Genomic DNA, 16,975 nt, shown 5'->3' on the forward strand with positions numbered 1-16,975 from the left:
ATAATTTGGGGTTAAATGTTCAATTATATAATATTTAAATAGATATAGTTTAATCATTTTTCAATAACTATTTAAAGACCTAATTTAAAATAATATAAATAACTTATTGGTGAAAATAGTAATACATAATATAAATGGGGATTTAATATGGAAATTGAATATAATAAACATGCAACATATCCTCCTTTAATTGAGGATTTAGTAAATGAATTGTTAAAAGATGATTTTGTGCATTTTAAAATTTTATGTGCAAATGAAGTGCATCATTTTAATAAATCTGATAATTCTATCATTAAATTTGAAACTACATATGTAAAAGAAACTTGTGAAAACGGTGATATGTTATATATTGCATATCCTGATATTTTCAGAGTTAAACTGTACAGGGATGCAACTCAATACATTAAAGATAAAGAAAAAATTGATGCATTTAATGATGTCGACTGGACTGGAAATAGAATTATATTCTAGTTTTACTTTTTTTTAATTTTTTAATTTATTTTTTTATTGATCTGTTTTTTACATTTTACCATATCTTTATAAATAATTTTAAACAGATATTATTATATTATTAATTTATATTTTATGGTGTTTAAATGAGTGAGGATATTAAAAAAACCATTAATGAATTACATATTTACGAAAAAAAACTTTTAAAAGAATTGGAAGCAAGTGCAAATGCAAATCCCGAAAAAATAGCTGAAAAAACTGGCATGGATATTAAAGCAGTTATGAGTGCAGCCGGATCTCTTGCTTCAAAAGATATTATTGAAGTAGATAAAGAAGTTGAAGAGGTAATTTCTTTATCTGATGTGGGTTTGGAATTTGTTCAGGATAAACTTCCAGAACGTAAAATTCTTGATGTTTTAATTGAAAAAAAAGAAATACATATGAAAGATTTGACTGATATTTCTGGCCTTGATAAAAAAGAATCTAATATTGCTATTGGTTGGTTACGCCGTAAAAACTGGGCTCAAATTGATAAAGGTGTTGTTAAATTAACTGATGATGGTATTGCATTTAAAGATAAACTAGGTGATGATGAAGAATTACTGAATATTTTATCTGAGACTAAAAACATTATAAAAGAAAATTTGTCCGGCGATTTAATTGACGGATTTAATAAATTAAATGAAAGAAAAAATATCTTAAACATTAAAAAAAATACCTCACATTCTTTTAAACTTTTAGATAAAGGTGAAGCAATACTCAAACAGGGATTCACTATTCAAAAACAAGCTACCCAATTAACACACCAACAATTAAAAGATGGGGAATGGAAAAACTTACAGTATCGTCCTTATGATATTAATGCTGAAGCACCTATTGTTTTTGCTGGTAAAAAACATCCTTTAAGGGTTATTATTGATGAAATCAGAGAAATCTTCTTAAACATGGGATTTTCTGAAGATAATGGACAATATGTAGAATCAGCTTTTTGGAACTTTGATTCTCTTTTCCAACCACAAGATCATGCGGCTCGTGAAATGCAGGATACATTTTACTTAAAAAACCCTTTAACTTGTGATTTGCCAGATATGGATTTGGTAAAACGCACTGCTGAAACTCATGAAACTGGTGCCGGCACAGGTTCTGTTGGCTGGCAGTATGATTGGAGTGAAGATATTGCACGTCAAAGTGTTTTAAGAACTCATACAACAGGAATTTCTACAAAACATTTATTTGAACATGAGCCTCCAATCAAAATGTTTTCTGTGGGGAGAGTGTTTAGAAGGGAAACTTTTGATTATAAACACTTACCTGAGTTTCACCAAGTTGAAGGACTTGTATGTGATGAAGGAATTAGCTTCCAAAATCTTCTTGGAACTTTAAAAGAATTTTATAAGAAATTAGGTTTTGAAGTAAGATTCAGACCGGCTTATTTCCCTTACACTTATTTATCTACTGAAACCGAAATTTATTTGGAAGAAAAAGAAAGTTGGATTGAACTTGGAGGGGCGGGGATGTTTAGGCCAGAAGTGCTAAAACCTTTAGGAATCAATCAACCAGCTTTAGCTTTCGGTTTAGGTATTGAAAGGCTTGCAATGATTAGATATGATGTGGAAGACATTCGTATGCTTTATAAGAGTGATATTAAATGGCTTCGTGAATTACCTATTGATAGGGGAGTCGAATTATAATGTCTATAAAGCTAGTTTCTTGGAATGTTAATGGAATTAGGGCACTCTCAAAAAAAGAAGAATTTTGGGAATGGTTTGATAATACTGATGCAGATATTATTAATTTTCAAGAAGTAAGGTCTACAAAAGAACAAATTCCAGAAAAATTAGCAGATGTTGAAGGATTTCATAAATCATTTAATGAAGCCGAAAAGAAAGGGTACAGTGGTGTTGGAACTTATTCTAAGATTGAACCTGTTGATGTTGTTAAAGGTTTAGGTATTGAAGAACTTGACGGTGAAGGAAGGGTTTTAAGAATCGAGTATCCTAACTTTATTTTATATAATATTTATTTCCCAAACAGCGGCACGGGAGCTAAAAGACTGGATTTTAAAGTTGAGTTCTGTAATGCATTATTAAAACAGATTGTTGATCTGAAAAATAAAGGTAAAAATGTTGTTGTTACTGGAGATTATAACATTGCTCACAATCCAATAGATGTTTATAACCCTAAAAATTGCGAAGGAAAATCAGGATATTTGCCTGAAGAACGTTCATGGTTGGATGAACTTGAAAACGCAGGTTTTGTTGATACATTCAGGATGTTTGATGAAGGGGAAAATAACTTTACCTGGTGGAGTTATAGAACTCGTGCTCGTGAGAGAAATGCTGGTTGGAGACTTGATTATTTTTATGTAAATGAAGAAATAAAAGGCAATGTAAAATCGGCTAAAATTTTAAATGAGGTTTTTGGTTCAGACCATTGTCCTGTGACTTTAGAGCTTGATTTCTAAAAAAGAGTTAAATTGATTGATGATTATAATATTGTATCCACATCACCAATATTTTCAATAATTTTAATGTCTAATTTATTTTTCTTGATAAATTCTCTGTCTTCTTCGGTTACATCAGAATTTACAAGAATTGCACTCATTCCTGCATTAACTGCACCTAATCCATCTTCTTTTAATTTATTACCTATCATAACAGATTTTTCAGGATTTCCTCTCATTTTTCTAAGTGCAACATCATAAATTAAGTTGTCGGGCTTTTCTTTACCCACTTCTTCAGAGGTAATTACTGCATCGAAAAATGAATAGACATTAAGCCTAACAAGTTTTTCCCATTGTTTAATGGTAATGCCGTTTGAAATAACAGCTAGACGGTATCCTCTACTTTTAAGATAAATTAAGGTGTCGATTGTTTCTGCAAAAGGTCTTAAAAGTGCCATTTTAACATTGTGGTAGGTAACCATTCCAAGTGCTACAAGCATTGGATCCTCATGGCCTAAGACAACTTGTGTTAATATGTTAAAATGTTTATTGTAATTAGATCCTTTTTCACGGATAATTGTTTTTAAAACACCGTATGCTTCATCTTTATCTAAAGGCAAGCCATTATCTACCATTAATCCAATGGCTGCTTTTCTAGCGGTTTCAGCAAAATTTGATGTATCAAGTAATGTACCATCTATATCAAAAAAAACTACACGATCGTTGTCATTGTTAATCATATAAGACTTATTATAGTTTTGAAAATATTTAAATTTTTTTAGAAGAATGCATCTAAACTTTGCTGGACTTCCCCTTTTGCCATGTCTTCTAAGTCTCTTTTTGTATATCCGAATGAATACATGATTCTCTCAATAGCTGGAATTAGCTGATTGTTGATATAATAATTTTTATCATATGTATAACCCTCACTGTATTCGTAAGGTACTGCACGCTGACTGATAGAACCTTTTCCTTTAACAATTATATACTGTATAATAGTTCCACGGGAGACTTTAATCCCATGTTCTTCAATTTTTCTTGCAGCTATTACATGAGGTCCAACTTGTTTGTATTGGTCAAGAGGTTTAGTGATTTGTGTGTGAATTATCATTTCTTTTTTATCCACATTGCCTTTTTTAATATTTTTTAAGACTTTTTTAACTTCATTGATTGCTTTATCAGCATCACCTTCTTTTAAAATAGCCATTAAAACTGCTTCTTGTGTTTTTTTAACAATAGGTGCCCAGTCTCTTCTAACTAATTCTAATCCTTTTGCTATAATCTCCCCATCTTCGATTACAGCATATCTTTTTTTACTTACGAAAAATCCTCTTCTGTAAAATCCTTCGTATTCAAGTTCCATACTCTCTGGAAGAGTTGAATTAAGATATTTTAGAAATATTTGAGCTTGCTCTTTGATTTCTGCTTCAAGTTCTAATTGTTCTTTTGTCTCACTGACCAATTCTGACACCTATTTTAAATTTTGATTTAGCTTATTAATAATACTTTTCTAATGCAATTTTTTAAAATTATATTAATTTTACTTACTTAAAATGCGATAATTGATATTAATAATAGTTTATATTAGTTTTCAAATGCTCTTAGATGTGTTTTATATGTTTCAACAAATATACTATCTGTGAGGTTTGATACGATGAAAAAAAGATTGATTTCAAGCTATGATGAGATAAATGATATATTTGTTGGAAAAGTTGATGGTGAAAATGGTTTTTATGCGGACTTTGATATTTCGGATGGGATATTTCTTGGAATTAACAAAGATAACTGTCCAAATTCAATATATGTAAGTGATGCATCTCGTGTACTGAATGTTTCAAAACAAACTTTAGAAAATTCAGATGTTAAAATAACAGTTAGTTGTGATTCAACATGTTTGTATTTTTCAATGTTTATTGGAAACTTACATATCTGTTCATATAGGTGTAAAAACATATTTAAAATTCCATTCATTGACTTTGAAATGGATAGTAACTATTAATGTTACTGTCCATTAAATTTTAAATATTAAATAAATAATATTTATATTAAGGGAGAAGATATCGTGGATAATCCAAAAATAAATGTTAACTCGGAAGATGAAATAGTAATTGTCGTTCCTAAAGATGTTGATGAAGACGAGTTAGTGATTGATTTAGATGAATTAGGTATTGATATTGAGCAATTGGGTGATGAAGTTAATATTGTAATTCAAGTTGAAGGCGATGATGAGTTGGAAAGCGATTTCATCACTGATGAGGATTTTATATTGGAACCAAATGAATGGTATTTTGATGATGATCCTTATGGTATTGTATATTATGAATTTCCAGAAGAATGACAGGTGGGATTAATGGATAAAGAAATTCCTTATTATGTTTTAGATGAAAATGGTCAAATAGGTTCAATCAATGAACCTTACATTGATGATGGTGATTTAAAAGAATTATTGTTATCAATTTTGGGGGATGACATTCCTCAAGAAGAGATTCAAAAGATTTTAGATGCTTCGGCCGATGAAAAATTAACTGAAGATGAATTTGATAAGTTGGTCGATGAATTTATTTTAAAAAATAAGAAGTAAAATTACTGTTTTTGACCTTAAAAATAAAACATTTATATATAAGAATAAAGTAATATTTTAATATCATTATTCATTAAGGCTCTTTTTTGCTCTCAAAATTAATTTATCACAAATCTTGCCGATAAGTTAATGGAAAAGAGGCTTACTGACAGCGATTATTATTTGTATAATTATATTAATTAGGTGAAATAATGGCAATTTCTCAAGGAAAATCAACAAGGAGTCCTTCCGGTGCAAGAAATGTTGCAAACCGTGGAAAAAGAAAATCCGAATTAGGAAGAGACCCAGCAGAAACTAGGTTAGATGCAAAAAGATTAAGAAAAATTAGAACTCGTGGCGGAAACGAAAAACTCAGATTGGCTACTGGTAATAGAATCAATGTTACTGATGCAGATGGTAAAACCAAGGTTTTAGATATTCTCAACGTAGTAGAAAACACTGCAAACCCTAACTATGTAAGAAGAAACATCATTACCAAAGGTGCAATTGTAGAAACTGCTGAAGGTAAGGCTAAAGTAACATCAAGACCTGGTCAGGATGGTGTTATTAACGGAATTTTAATTTAAAGATTTTTCTTTAAATTTCTCTTTTTTTGAGTCTGTAATTAATTTTATAGGCTTTTTTGATTTTTATTTTTTTATAATTGAAGTTTTATTTCGATAAAACCAATTCTAATTTTGTTTAATTGAATTTTAATTATTAAAATAGCAGATTACATTAACAAGTGATGTGAATATTATTTTATGAGTAAATAATTAATATAATTCTAATAATAAACTTAATAGAGTTATTTTTTTTGATAAAATTTAATAAAATCTCAAAATCAAAAATGCTAATCTTTCTGACAGTTCCTTAAATTAATAAAAACCATATATATTTAATATATAGATATATAATCTATAAGATTAATTTAATGATTTATTTATTAATTGAATAGAAGGATGAATAAAATGAAACTAAAAAAATCAGATTATATTATAATAATATCTTTTATAGCTTCATTTATTGCAGCATTCATCTCAGCAGCACCTGCAGTTGCACTTCCCCAACTAGCAAATGAATTTAATTTAAATAATATTATGCAAAATTGGGTTGTGAATATATTTTTATTTACTGTTGCAATAACTGCCGTACCTCTTGGAAAATTCTCTGGAAAAAATGGAATAAAAAAAACATTAAACCTTGGATTAATTTTGTTTTTAATTGGAACAATAATTACTACATTTGCAAATTCTTATATAACTTTATTAATTTTTAGAGCAATACAAGCAATTGGTACAGCAATGATTTATAATACACAAACAAGTATTGTTGTATTAGCTGTAGAAGAAAAAAATAGGGGAAAAGCATTAGGAATAATAATATCTGGCGTATACATTGGACTTGCGATTGCACCATTTATTAGTGGAATATTAACTTATAATTTTGGTTGGAGAACTATATTTTACTTTACAATACCATTTACATTACTTGCATTATTCTTATCATTATATAAAGTCAAAGATGAATGGAATATGTATGAAGATGAGAGTTATGATAAATTTGGATCTATATTATATATGATTGGAATATTCTTCTTTATTTATGGATTTACAATATTAAATCAAACAAAAGGTGTGATATTCACAGTAATTGGTATAGTTTTATTAATTGGATTTGCAGTAATTGATTTAAAAATTAAAAATCCAATATTCGACCTTAAATTATTTAAAAATAAAAGATTTTCATCTTCAAATATTGCATCATTAATAAGTTATATTGCAACATTTGTAGTAACATATATACTTAATTACCATTTCCAGTATATTTTAAGTTTAAATTCACAAACAACAGGCATATTACTGGTAGTTACGCCGGTTATAATGGCAATAATATCGCCATTTTCAGGAAAATTTTCAGATAAGATTGATTCACAAAAATTAGCAGCAATTGGAATGGGCTTTGTAACTATTGCAGTATTTATATTAATATTTTTAGATTATTCAACACCATTATGGGTAATAATTATTGCTATGGCATTACAAGGTTTGGGTTATGGAATATTTTCATCACCAAATACAAACATGATAATGAGTTCAGTTCCGCAGGAGGAAACACCAAGCGCATCAGTATCTATTACTGTAATGAGAGTAATAGGTCAAACTATGAGTCTTGCAATGTTGACTATAATATTTTCAGTAATAATGGGTAATGTACCAATAATTCCAGAATACTTTAGTTTATTAACAAAAAGTTCTCAAACAGCATGTATAATATCCACATTATTATGTTTTATTGCAGTTATAGCTTCACTTGTAGGAATTGGTGGAAAAAACGATTTAACTAATTGAAGATTTTTATCTTCAATTCTTATTTTTTTAAATTAACTTAACTTTTTTGAGTTTTTAAATAGGCATTTTTTATTTCTTTTTTAATTAGCTTATTGTTTTTAACCTTTTAATTTCAGATTAAATAAAAATTTGAACGGATTTCTTGAAATAGGATTTTCACTATAAATCGAAAAAGCTTATGAAATTTTACAGGCTGTGTTTATTTAAATTTTTTATAATTATATTAATATACTTGTTTTTACAAATAATATTTCGTTAATTATTATTGATTAGGAGATAAAATGTCAGAAGATAAGATTAGTATGAATCATGGTGCTGGCGGAGAAGTAATGGCTAATTTAATTGCTAGCACAATTTTAGATAATATCACTAAAAAAAGTGTTAATGGAGGTATTAGTTTAGATGCATTGGATGATGGTGCATCAATACCTATTGGAGAGGATTATGAACTTGTTTTAACAACTGACGGTCACACTATTGATCCATTATTCTTCCCAGGAGGAGATATTGGTAGGATTTCAGCTGCTGGAACAATAAATGATGTTTCAGTAATGGGTGCTCGTCCATTAGCGATTTCAAATGCAATAATTATGCAAGAGGGATTTCCAATTGAAGATTTGGATAGGATTATCAAATCATTAAATGAAGCTTGTGAGGAAGTGGATGTTGCTGTGATTACTGGAGATACAAAAGTAATGCCTCAGGACAAACTTGAGGGTATTGTAATGGTTACAACCGGTCTTGGAATAGCTAAAAAAGGTGAAGTTGTTCGTGATTCAACTTTGGAAGTCGGAGACAAGATAATTGTCACCGGTAGTCTGGGTGATCATGGAATGAGTTTAATGTCTTTTAGAGAAGGTTTCGGATTTGAAACTGATTTAAAATCTGATGTTGCTCCAATGTGGAATATTATTAAAAAAGCTTTGGAGATTGGAGGAGTTACTGCTATGAAAGATCCAACACGTGGAGGATTTGCAAATGCTATTAATGAAATGGCATCAAAATCTGGTGTAGGGGTTGTTCTTGAACAAGAAGCGATTCCAATCAAAGAAGAAGTTCATGCTGTATCTGAAATGTTAGGTATTGATCCGTTTGAAGTAGCAAATGAAGGAAAAGTTGTCATGGGTGTTAAAGCCGATAAGGCAGAAGCAATCCTTGAAGCTATTAAAAATGAAAAATACGGTGAGAATGCAGCTATAATTGGTGAAGTAGTTGAAGGAGACTATGTTGTAGTTAACACTCCTATTGGTGGTGAAAGGATACTTGAAGCACCTATTGCGGATCCGGTTCCTAGAGTTTGTTAAGGTGATAAAATGGTAAGTATATTTTCAAGAAGAATTATTGCATATTTTGTTGATTTCTTTGTAGTTTCAGCTTTCATGTGGATTGTATCTTATTTGTTATCATTAGTAATTGGCACTAATAATCCTATATATCATTATTTTATATATTTAGTTCCAATTTTAATAATGATTTACTTTGTTTTATGTGAAAAAATTGTCGGGGCTTCTGTTGGAAAATCTTTATTGTACTTGCAAGTAAGATCCCAAAATGGTGCACATATTTCTTGGTCTCAAGCTATTGTACGCAATTTAACTAAAATTTATTGGATTCCAATAATTTTTGACTGGGGTATTGGTAAAGTATTAAAAAAGGACAGGTTATTTAATAGCATTACAAAAACTGTTGTTATTGATGAGCTTAATTAAGCTCATTCTTATTTTTCAGAATTAAAGAACTTAAATAAATCATATGTTGGTAGTTTAATTTCAAATAAATGTCATATTGCTGCTGATGCTTGAATAAAATATTAAATAGAAAAGTAAAATTTACTTGATTAGTTCTGAATATTAAATATCTCCTTTTTTAAATTCACTTGGTGTAAAGTAAGATATTTCAGATAAGTTATTGTTAATTAATTCTTTATTGACATCAACAGTGTCTGTATAAACAATAGCTAATGCACGACCATATTCATCTTCTACTTTTTTATCATCAATATCCAGATATACTGTTTTTCCAAGGCAATTATTTTCAACAAAGTCTTTAGCTTCACTACTTGGACTTCCAACTTGTGTAAGCTGAACTTTACCGATGCCATAAACTTTTATTGTATTTCCATCAATTACTTCTAAACATTTTCCGGATTTTTCATAGTGTATGGTTTTATTGTTGATTTTTAAGGTTCCCGCTTGATTTTCTAGTGGAGTATTGTCATTAATTAATATATTTGCAGTAGTGAATATTATTGTTATTGAAAAAATAATTAGTAAAATTACTGAAATGGATTTTTTATTCATTTTAATCTATTGTGCATGTTCGCAGTCATGTTTAAATCTGCATGAATGACATTTTTTAGGATTTTTAGTTGGCATGAATGGTTTGGATCCATTAAATAATCCATGTATTCTATCAATTGTGAATTTAATTTCTTTTTCAACATCTTCTGTGAATGGTTCAATCCAGAAGAGATTTTCAGTACCTCTTTCACGAAGCGCTCCTTTAATTTTTCTATCATCTCCAGACATGTCTTTAAATGCAAGGCAATATGCTCTTACTTGATTCATTGTAGATTTATAAGGTGTTCTTCCAGGTTTATCGTCAATTATTACAATTTCCTCTGGTTTCATCCATATTTCATCAATATGTCCTCTGATTCCATATTTGGGAGATATGACAAAGCATTCTCTAGACATTGAGGCTTCACTTTTAGATGATTCAATCACTTCTTCAAAGCTGACTTGTGCAGATTCTTGTTTGAATATATCCTCAAGTTGCTTGTGAATTTCACTTCCATGGGTCATTTCAGGTGTTGTTGGTGATTTTATATTTTTTACATGTTCCAGATATAGTTGGTATTCGCAATATCCTTGTTTATTTAACCAACTAATGGGGAAATTGTTTTTTCCTTCAATTATCTGAAGACCTTTCACTGAAGGATGCTGTTTAGTTTCATAATTAATTGAGTATTGTGTAATGTTTTTTTGTTCCATATTTCAATGTTTGTTTTTTGAAGTATAATTATTTATCTTTCAAAATTAAAATTAAGTTCATGCACTATATTAATTCAAAAACAATACTGTCACCAAAAAACGGAATGAACCTATATCGCGGTTGTACTCATGGTTGCATATACTGTGATTCTAGAAGTGACATATATAATATGAATCATAGATTTGAGGATGTTGAAGTTAAAAAGAATGCTTTAGTGTTACTTAAAAATGAACTTCTTAAAAGACCGCAATCTATGATTGGAACTGGAGCAATGACTGATCCATATATCCCACTTGAAAAACACTTGGAATATCTTAGAAAATCTCTGAATCTAATTTATAGATATGGTTTTGGATTTACATGCATTACAAAATCCGATTTGATTTTAAGAGATTTGGATTTACTTAAAAAAATCAATGAAAAAACAAAAGTTGTTGTTCAAATGACTTTAACTACCTCTGATGATGATTTGTGCAGAATATTGGAGCCTCATGTATGTAATACAACAAGAAGGGTTGAAGTTTTAAAGATACTTCAGAAACATGGTATTCCAACAGTTGTTTGGTTAACTCCAATTTTACCTTATATTAATGATAATATTGAGAATATTGAATCCATTTTGAATTATTGTATTGATGCGGGTGTTAAAGGAGTAATCTGTTTTGAAATGGGGATGACATTAAGAGAGGGGGACAGGGAGTACTATTATAAAAAATTAGATGAATATTTCCCGGGTCTTAAAGATAAATATATTGAAGAATTTGGAAATAGTTACTCAATTCCAAGTCCAAATAATAAACAATTAATGTCTATTTTTAATGAAAAAACAGATAAACATGATATTTTAAACAAACCTGATGAAGTATTTGACTATATTTCTTATTTTCCTCAAAAATCAGTTCAATCTAGATTAATCTAAATAATTAAATAGTTATTAAGCTAAATATTTATGTAATGAATTTTAATGAATTAAATATTTCTGATAATATTAAAAACGGACTAAAAGGAATGGGTTTTACAAAAGCAACTCCCATCCAAGAACAATCAATTCCTGTAACTTTAAAAGGAAAAGATGTAATGGGTCAGGCACAAACAGGTTCCGGTAAAACTGTTGCATTTGCAATTCCAATTATTGAAAAGATTTTCATTGATGATAAATCTCCTCAAGCTATTGTATTATGTCCAACAAGAGAACTATGTATGCAGGTAGCAGATGAAATTTCGAAAGTAGCATCAAACATTAAAAAACTTAAAATTTTATCTGTATATGGTGGCCAACCAATTGGAAGACAGACAAGAGTCCTTAAAAAAGGGGTTCATATTGTTGTCGGAACTCCTGGGCGAGTAATTGATCATATTAATAGGGGCAATCTTGATTTAAACGGCATTGAAAGTGTTGTTTTAGATGAAGCTGATGAAATGCTGAATATGGGTTTTAGAGATGATATGGAATTTATATTAAAAAACACTCCTAAAACTAGACAAACATTACTGTTCTCAGCCACAATGCCTGATGAAATTAAAAAAATAGCTAGAAAATACCAAAGAAATCCCAAATTTATTAAGGTTAAAGCAAACAAGAAGAACTCTCCAAAAATAACTCAATATTCTTTTAAATGTAATGCGAAATATAAATTCGATGACATGACAAGGTTACTTGATGTATTTGATGTTGAACTTGCTTTAATATTCTGTAACACTAAAAAAGGTGTTAATTATGTTGCAAAACACTTAAAAAAAAGAGGATACTCTGTTGACGGTCTTCATGGGGACATGACTCAAAAAATGAGAGATAAAGTGATGAACAAGTTTAGAAATGATAATATTGACATTTTGGTTGCAACTGACGTGGCAGCACGAGGACTGGATGTTGATAATTTGGATGTTATAATTAATTATGATGTTCCTCAAAACCCTGAAAATTATATCCACAGAATTGGAAGAACTGCAAGAGCAGGTAAACTTGGTTATGCTTTTACTTTAGTATGCAGGGATGAAACTAGGAGATTTGCAGCTATTAAAAAAGCTAATAACACTAAAATTACAGAAAAACAGATTCCTTCTTATAAGGAAGTTGAAACTATTAAAAATAAACTGATTTTGGATAAAGTTATAAACTGTATAGAACGTGGAGAATTGGAAGACAGTTATATTAATTCAATTAAAGACAGTATGAATAAAAAAATAAACGCACAGCAATTAGCTGCGGGTTTATTGAAGATGGTAAGAGAAAATTAATTATTTTTTACCATCAATAACATTATATTTTATTTTTTCAGATTCGAGCTCACGAGTAAATGCTTTACTCATATCACCAACACAGATTGCAAGAACATTCAAACCTTTACGTGCAGCATTTGCAGTTGCATTTGGAGCAGCATATTCAATATCTAGTGGTAATTCTAATTTATTGATAATGGCGCGTGAAACAGTACCTGCACATGCAATTTTATCGATTGGCTCACCACTGTTTGTTCCGTTCTCATAAACTTTTTTAATTAATTCTAAATCAGAAGCTTTGGATCCGCCATCTTTTATGGTTGGAACATTAATTATAGTTACCTCACCATTACTTACATCAATAGTTCCTGTAAGGTTTGATAATGCCACATCCATTCCTTCTTTAGTATTATCCATAACAATGCCTGTTGCATTTTCTTCTTTTTTATGGGCATATAATACTCCATCATCCATAAATAAACCCACTATATCATCTTTTTGGAGATCTTCTCTTGCAATAGCTGGCCAAATAGTTTTATAATGGTTCATAGTCTCTAAAACTGCATCTGAATATTTTCTAAGACTAATTGCATCTTTTTTAACTTTTTCAATACCTTTTTGAGTTATTTTATATGGTGATCTGCCGTCTTTAGAACTGATGTATCCTTGTTCAATTAATGTTTTTATGTTTTCGGAAACTGCTTGTATTGTAATTCCTAATTTATTAGCCAAATCTTTTTGTTTGAGGTGAGGGTCCTGTTTTGAGATTTCACTTAAAATCTGAAAATGAGTTAATGCACCTCTTTTTTTAAATGCTTTCATCATAATTCATTCCTCAATTGTATTTGATTATTTTATATATTTAATTTTATATTATTTATATTATCTTTTTTTAGGTGGATTTGTATGGTATATTTGTCTTATTTTTTAGGCATAATTTTGAATATTATTTTATTTTTTGGGTTTTTAATTTAATTGATTTGTAATTTTTTTAAAATAAATCATGTTAAAATAAAAATCATATTTTATTTAAAAATTATAAATGACATTTTAAATTAAGATTATCAATTGATATTAATAAATTTTAGTTCATGATGATGGTTTAAGTAAATCGGCTGATATGAATTGATATAAGTTAAATAGATGTGGATTAAAGAACAATATCTGTTTATTTTGTTAATTTTCCATCTAATCTATTATTAAACTCTTCTAAAAATTCATATTTTTTATCAATTGGGATGTAAGCTCCACAAGCCATTGCGTGACCTCCACCAGATCCTCCAACATCACTTGCAACTTCTCGTATGATATTTCCAAAGTGAATTCCATCATATGAAAGTAATCTGGAACATCTAAGAGATACTTTAAGACCGTCACTATCTGTTTGTGTAAAACCAATAATTGGTTTTTTCCAATTACAGTATCCTAAAATCATTCCTGTTATTGTTCCAACAATTTCAGGAGCAATTCCGGTTCCATCAAAGTATTGTAAATTTTCGAGTTCTATGATATTTGTTTCATCATTTTCTGCAACACTACTAATCCCTTTAGCAAGGTTTGTTCTATGAATTTTACTTACAACTTCAAGTTCATCAAGTGCAACAAATCTGTCCCCTTTCAAAACTTCCATAGCTATCTGCTCTTCATGATTTCTTCCACACGCATTCATTGCTGTTGAAAATTCAGAACCATCTCTTAAAAAGCTATGTTCATCCTCTTTTAAGAAAGTATATGAGTCCCCTAAGATTAATTGAGGTAAATATTGAATATATTTCGGTGGAACGGCCTGTGTAAGCATGGACATGAGACGTTGGAAAAGTTTACCTTTTTCCTCCATTGTTAACTCATTTAAAGTTTTTCTGTTATGTTTTTCATCAATACCTAACTCCTCTAAAATAGCCATGGTTTCATTGGTATTATTGGTGATTGGAAGTTTAACATCACTAAAATAAGAAAGTGCAACAAATAATGGGCGGGTGTTCCTTCCGTAAATGTTGATGTCGCTTTTTATTATTTCAAGGTATCCTCCATCAATTGCATCCTGTTGTATGATTTTATTCAAACCTTCAAAATGACCTGTTTTTGTATTTTGCATATCTCCAATTGCAGATAAAACACCAATCCAGCTTAAATCATCATATCCGAATCTTTTTGCAAGAAAATAACATAATCCTCCACCACAAACATAGTATGATCCATCGATACCGTGATGGTTGGGATTAATTTCTAAATAAGTATAATCCTTGTTATTTTTATAGTCCAAATCCCTTAAAGGAGGGTGGTGGTCTAAAATGAGTATTTTCTGATTTTTTTGAGCTTTTGCATCAATTTTTTGCCCTGAACCCAAATCTGAAAATATTGTAAGTTCATGGGTAAGTTCAATGTCATCCAACACGTCTAAATTCACAAATTCTATTTCATATTCCTTATTTTGCCTATCTAGTATGGTTGATAAGATTGCACCTGAACAGATACCGTCACAATCGATATGGGAATAAACTTTAATGTCTTCCGCATTTTCGATAAGTTCTTTTGCTTGCCTGTATTGCTCGTGCATTAATTGTGGTATTTGCATGATAATCAGTTTCTAATTTCTTTAATCTTTAAGCTAATTTCTTTTATTAATTCTAATTTGCTTTTATCCCATTCAACGAGTGCTCTTCCGGATTTTTCATACCATTTTCCAGGGTATGATTTATCTTTTTCAAGTTCATAATTAAGTCCCAGTCTCTTCAATGCCCTTTCTATGTCATTTATAGTCGGATCTTTTACACAATCCTCTTTTGAAATCTTACGGCCTTCATTGAGGGATAATTTTTTATTTAAATATTGTGGCCAAACAGTAATCATAGTCAACACCTATTTAATTTCATTTTCAAAAATTTCTAATGCATCTTTAACAACTAAATCCATATTGTAATATTTGTATTTTGCAAGTCTACCTGCAAAGATTACATTTTCTTCTTTTTCCATTTCTGATTCGTATAATTTGAATTTATCCAGATATTCCTGAGTAGGGTAGGGATAACATTTTTCTCCATTGAATCCGGGATATTCTCTCATAATAGCAGTTTTTCCACCAACTTTTTGTTGAGTTAATTTTTTAAATTCAGTTATCCTTGTAAAATACGGGTCATTTGGATAGTTTACAACACCTGCTTCCTGATATGAATCTTCATCTAAAACTTCATATACAAAATTTAAGCATCTGTATAACAATTCCCCATATTTGTAATCGTAAAAGTAATCGATTGGACCTGTGTAGACTAATTTTTCATAATTAATTTTACCAATATAATCTTTATAGTCGGAATTAAGGCCAATATGAATATTGTCTGATTTTGCCATGTTTTCACACATTTTAGTAAATCCTTCTTTAGGCATTCCTTGATAAGTGTCACTAAAGTATCTGTCATCATGATTAAATCTGAATGGAATTCTTGAAATGACTGCTGGACTTAAATTAGCTGCTGATGTCCCCCATTGTTTTTCTGTATAATTTTTAAATAATTTATTGTAAATATCACGACCAGCATTTTTCAGCACAACATCTTCAGAGGATTTTATCTCGTCAATGTCTTCTTTGTGTTCCTCAATCCATTCTTTCATTGAATTTTCATCTAAATCTAAATCATATAATTTATTTAATGTATCTATACAAATGGGCATTGGTACGAGCTTATCATCAACATAACTTAAAACTTTGTGCACATAATCTGTCCATTCAGTAAATTTAGATAAGTAATCGTGAACTTTTTTATAATTTGTATGATAAATGTGAGGTCCATATTTCTGAATTAGTATGCCGTCTTTGTAGAAATCATAAACATTACCTCCGATGTGGTCACGTTTTTCAATTATCAATACTTTTTCATTTAATTCATTTGCAATTCTCTCAGCAATTGTTAAACCAGAAAGTCCAGCACCTACAATCACATATTTATAATCGGCCATTGT

The 16,975-nt window shown here is 29.6% G+C and carries 20 protein-coding genes; 12 read left to right on the forward strand and 8 right to left on the reverse strand.

What is annotated here, in order from left to right:
* Positions 1–147: 147 nt before the first annotated feature.
* The 3 genes from EDC42_RS05175 (at position 148) to EDC42_RS05185 (ending at position 2,914) form a co-directional block, all read left to right on the forward strand.
* A complete protein-coding gene (locus EDC42_RS05175; RefSeq protein ID WP_069573831.1) occupies positions 148–471 on the forward strand; it encodes a hypothetical protein in 324 nt (107 codons plus the stop codon).
* A gap of 125 nt (positions 472–596) precedes the next feature.
* Positions 597–2,141, forward strand: coding sequence for a phenylalanine--tRNA ligase subunit alpha (gene pheS / locus EDC42_RS05180; protein ID WP_069573828.1), 1,545 nt, complete (start codon positions 597–599; stop codon positions 2,139–2,141).
* Positions 2,141–2,914, forward strand: coding sequence for an exodeoxyribonuclease III (locus tag EDC42_RS05185; RefSeq protein ID WP_069573823.1), 774 nt, complete (start codon positions 2,141–2,143; stop codon positions 2,912–2,914). The genes pheS and EDC42_RS05185 overlap by 1 nt, the downstream gene beginning before the upstream one ends.
* Before the next feature lie 23 nt (positions 2,915–2,937).
* On the opposite strand, the gene EDC42_RS05190 is transcribed toward EDC42_RS05185, so the two are convergent.
* Both EDC42_RS05190 and EDC42_RS05195 read right to left on the reverse strand, forming a co-directional pair.
* The gene (locus tag EDC42_RS05190) at positions 2,938–3,633 is read right to left on the reverse strand and encodes a TIGR02253 family HAD-type hydrolase (RefSeq protein WP_069573820.1); all 696 of its coding nucleotides are present in this window, start codon (positions 3,631–3,633) and stop codon (positions 2,938–2,940) included.
* A gap of 38 nt (positions 3,634–3,671) precedes the next feature.
* Positions 3,672–4,355, reverse strand: a complete 684-nt coding sequence (locus EDC42_RS05195; protein WP_069573815.1) for a DNA polymerase domain-containing protein — start codon at positions 4,353–4,355, stop codon at positions 3,672–3,674.
* A 192-nt stretch (positions 4,356–4,547) separates the two neighbouring features.
* Between EDC42_RS05195 and EDC42_RS05200 the strand changes: the two genes are divergently transcribed.
* The 7 genes from EDC42_RS05200 (at position 4,548) to EDC42_RS05230 (ending at position 9,513) form a co-directional block, all read left to right on the forward strand.
* Entirely contained in the window at positions 4,548–4,892 is a 345-nt protein-coding gene (locus EDC42_RS05200) for a hypothetical protein (protein ID WP_069573810.1), read from the forward strand.
* A 63-nt stretch (positions 4,893–4,955) separates the two neighbouring features.
* Positions 4,956–5,231 (forward strand): hypothetical protein, encoded by a 276-nt coding sequence (locus EDC42_RS05205; protein ID WP_069573804.1) that lies wholly within the window; start codon positions 4,956–4,958, stop codon positions 5,229–5,231.
* 12 nt (positions 5,232–5,243) lie between these two features.
* On the forward strand, positions 5,244–5,474 hold the full coding sequence (locus EDC42_RS05210; RefSeq protein ID WP_091699536.1) for a hypothetical protein: 231 nt from the start codon (positions 5,244–5,246) through the stop codon (positions 5,472–5,474).
* Between the two features lie 191 nt (positions 5,475–5,665).
* Entirely contained in the window at positions 5,666–6,040 is a 375-nt protein-coding gene (locus EDC42_RS05215; protein ID WP_091699535.1) for a 30S ribosomal protein S8e, read from the forward strand.
* 384 nt (positions 6,041–6,424) lie between these two features.
* Positions 6,425–7,804 (forward strand): MFS transporter, encoded by a 1,380-nt coding sequence (locus EDC42_RS05220; protein WP_069574471.1) that lies wholly within the window; start codon positions 6,425–6,427, stop codon positions 7,802–7,804.
* A 281-nt stretch (positions 7,805–8,085) separates the two neighbouring features.
* Positions 8,086–9,108, forward strand: a complete 1,023-nt coding sequence (gene hypE / locus EDC42_RS05225) for a hydrogenase expression/formation protein HypE (RefSeq protein WP_069574472.1) — start codon at positions 8,086–8,088, stop codon at positions 9,106–9,108.
* Between the two features lie 9 nt (positions 9,109–9,117).
* A complete protein-coding gene (locus EDC42_RS05230; RefSeq protein WP_069574473.1) occupies positions 9,118–9,513 on the forward strand; it encodes an RDD family protein in 396 nt (131 codons plus the stop codon).
* Between the two features lie 141 nt (positions 9,514–9,654).
* Here the strand turns inward: EDC42_RS05230 and EDC42_RS05235 are convergent, their stop codons facing one another.
* Both EDC42_RS05235 and cas4 read right to left on the reverse strand, forming a co-directional pair.
* A complete protein-coding gene (locus EDC42_RS05235) occupies positions 9,655–10,104 on the reverse strand; it encodes a thermonuclease family protein (RefSeq protein WP_069574474.1) in 450 nt (149 codons plus the stop codon).
* A gap of 6 nt (positions 10,105–10,110) precedes the next feature.
* Entirely contained in the window at positions 10,111–10,797 is a 687-nt protein-coding gene (cas4, locus tag EDC42_RS05240; RefSeq protein WP_069574475.1) for a CRISPR-associated protein Cas4, read from the reverse strand.
* Positions 10,798–10,856: 59 nt separating this feature from the next.
* On the opposite strand from cas4, the gene EDC42_RS05245 reads away from it, so the two are divergent.
* Together EDC42_RS05245 and EDC42_RS05250 are read left to right on the forward strand one after the other, a co-directional pair.
* Positions 10,857–11,717 carry an SPL family radical SAM protein gene (locus EDC42_RS05245; protein ID WP_069574476.1) on the forward strand — a complete coding sequence of 287 codons (861 nt, stop codon included), beginning with the start codon at positions 10,857–10,859 and terminating at the stop codon, positions 11,715–11,717.
* Between the two features lie 35 nt (positions 11,718–11,752).
* Positions 11,753–13,036, forward strand: coding sequence for a DEAD/DEAH box helicase (locus EDC42_RS05250; protein ID WP_069574477.1), 1,284 nt, complete (start codon positions 11,753–11,755; stop codon positions 13,034–13,036).
* Here EDC42_RS05250 and EDC42_RS05255 read toward each other — a convergent pair whose 3' ends face one another.
* From EDC42_RS05255 to glf, 4 genes are all read right to left on the reverse strand, one after another.
* On the reverse strand, positions 13,037–13,840 hold the full coding sequence (locus EDC42_RS05255; protein WP_069574546.1) for a DUF7839 domain-containing protein: 804 nt from the start codon (positions 13,838–13,840) through the stop codon (positions 13,037–13,039).
* Positions 13,841–14,186: 346 nt separating this feature from the next.
* On the reverse strand, positions 14,187–15,596 hold the full coding sequence (recJ, locus tag EDC42_RS05260; RefSeq protein ID WP_069574478.1) for a single-stranded-DNA-specific exonuclease RecJ: 1,410 nt from the start codon (positions 15,594–15,596) through the stop codon (positions 14,187–14,189).
* A 2-nt stretch (positions 15,597–15,598) separates the two neighbouring features.
* Positions 15,599–15,868 (reverse strand): signal recognition particle subunit SRP19/SEC65 family protein, encoded by a 270-nt coding sequence (locus EDC42_RS05265; RefSeq protein WP_069574479.1) that lies wholly within the window; start codon positions 15,866–15,868, stop codon positions 15,599–15,601.
* A 9-nt stretch (positions 15,869–15,877) separates the two neighbouring features.
* On the reverse strand, positions 15,878–16,972 hold the full coding sequence (gene glf / locus EDC42_RS05270; protein ID WP_069574480.1) for a UDP-galactopyranose mutase: 1,095 nt from the start codon (positions 16,970–16,972) through the stop codon (positions 15,878–15,880).
* Between the last annotated feature and the right edge of the window lie 3 nt (positions 16,973–16,975).

The organism is Methanobrevibacter gottschalkii DSM 11977 (assembly GCF_003814835.1).
GTDB lineage: Archaea > Methanobacteriota > Methanobacteria > Methanobacteriales > Methanobacteriaceae > Methanocatella > Methanocatella gottschalkii.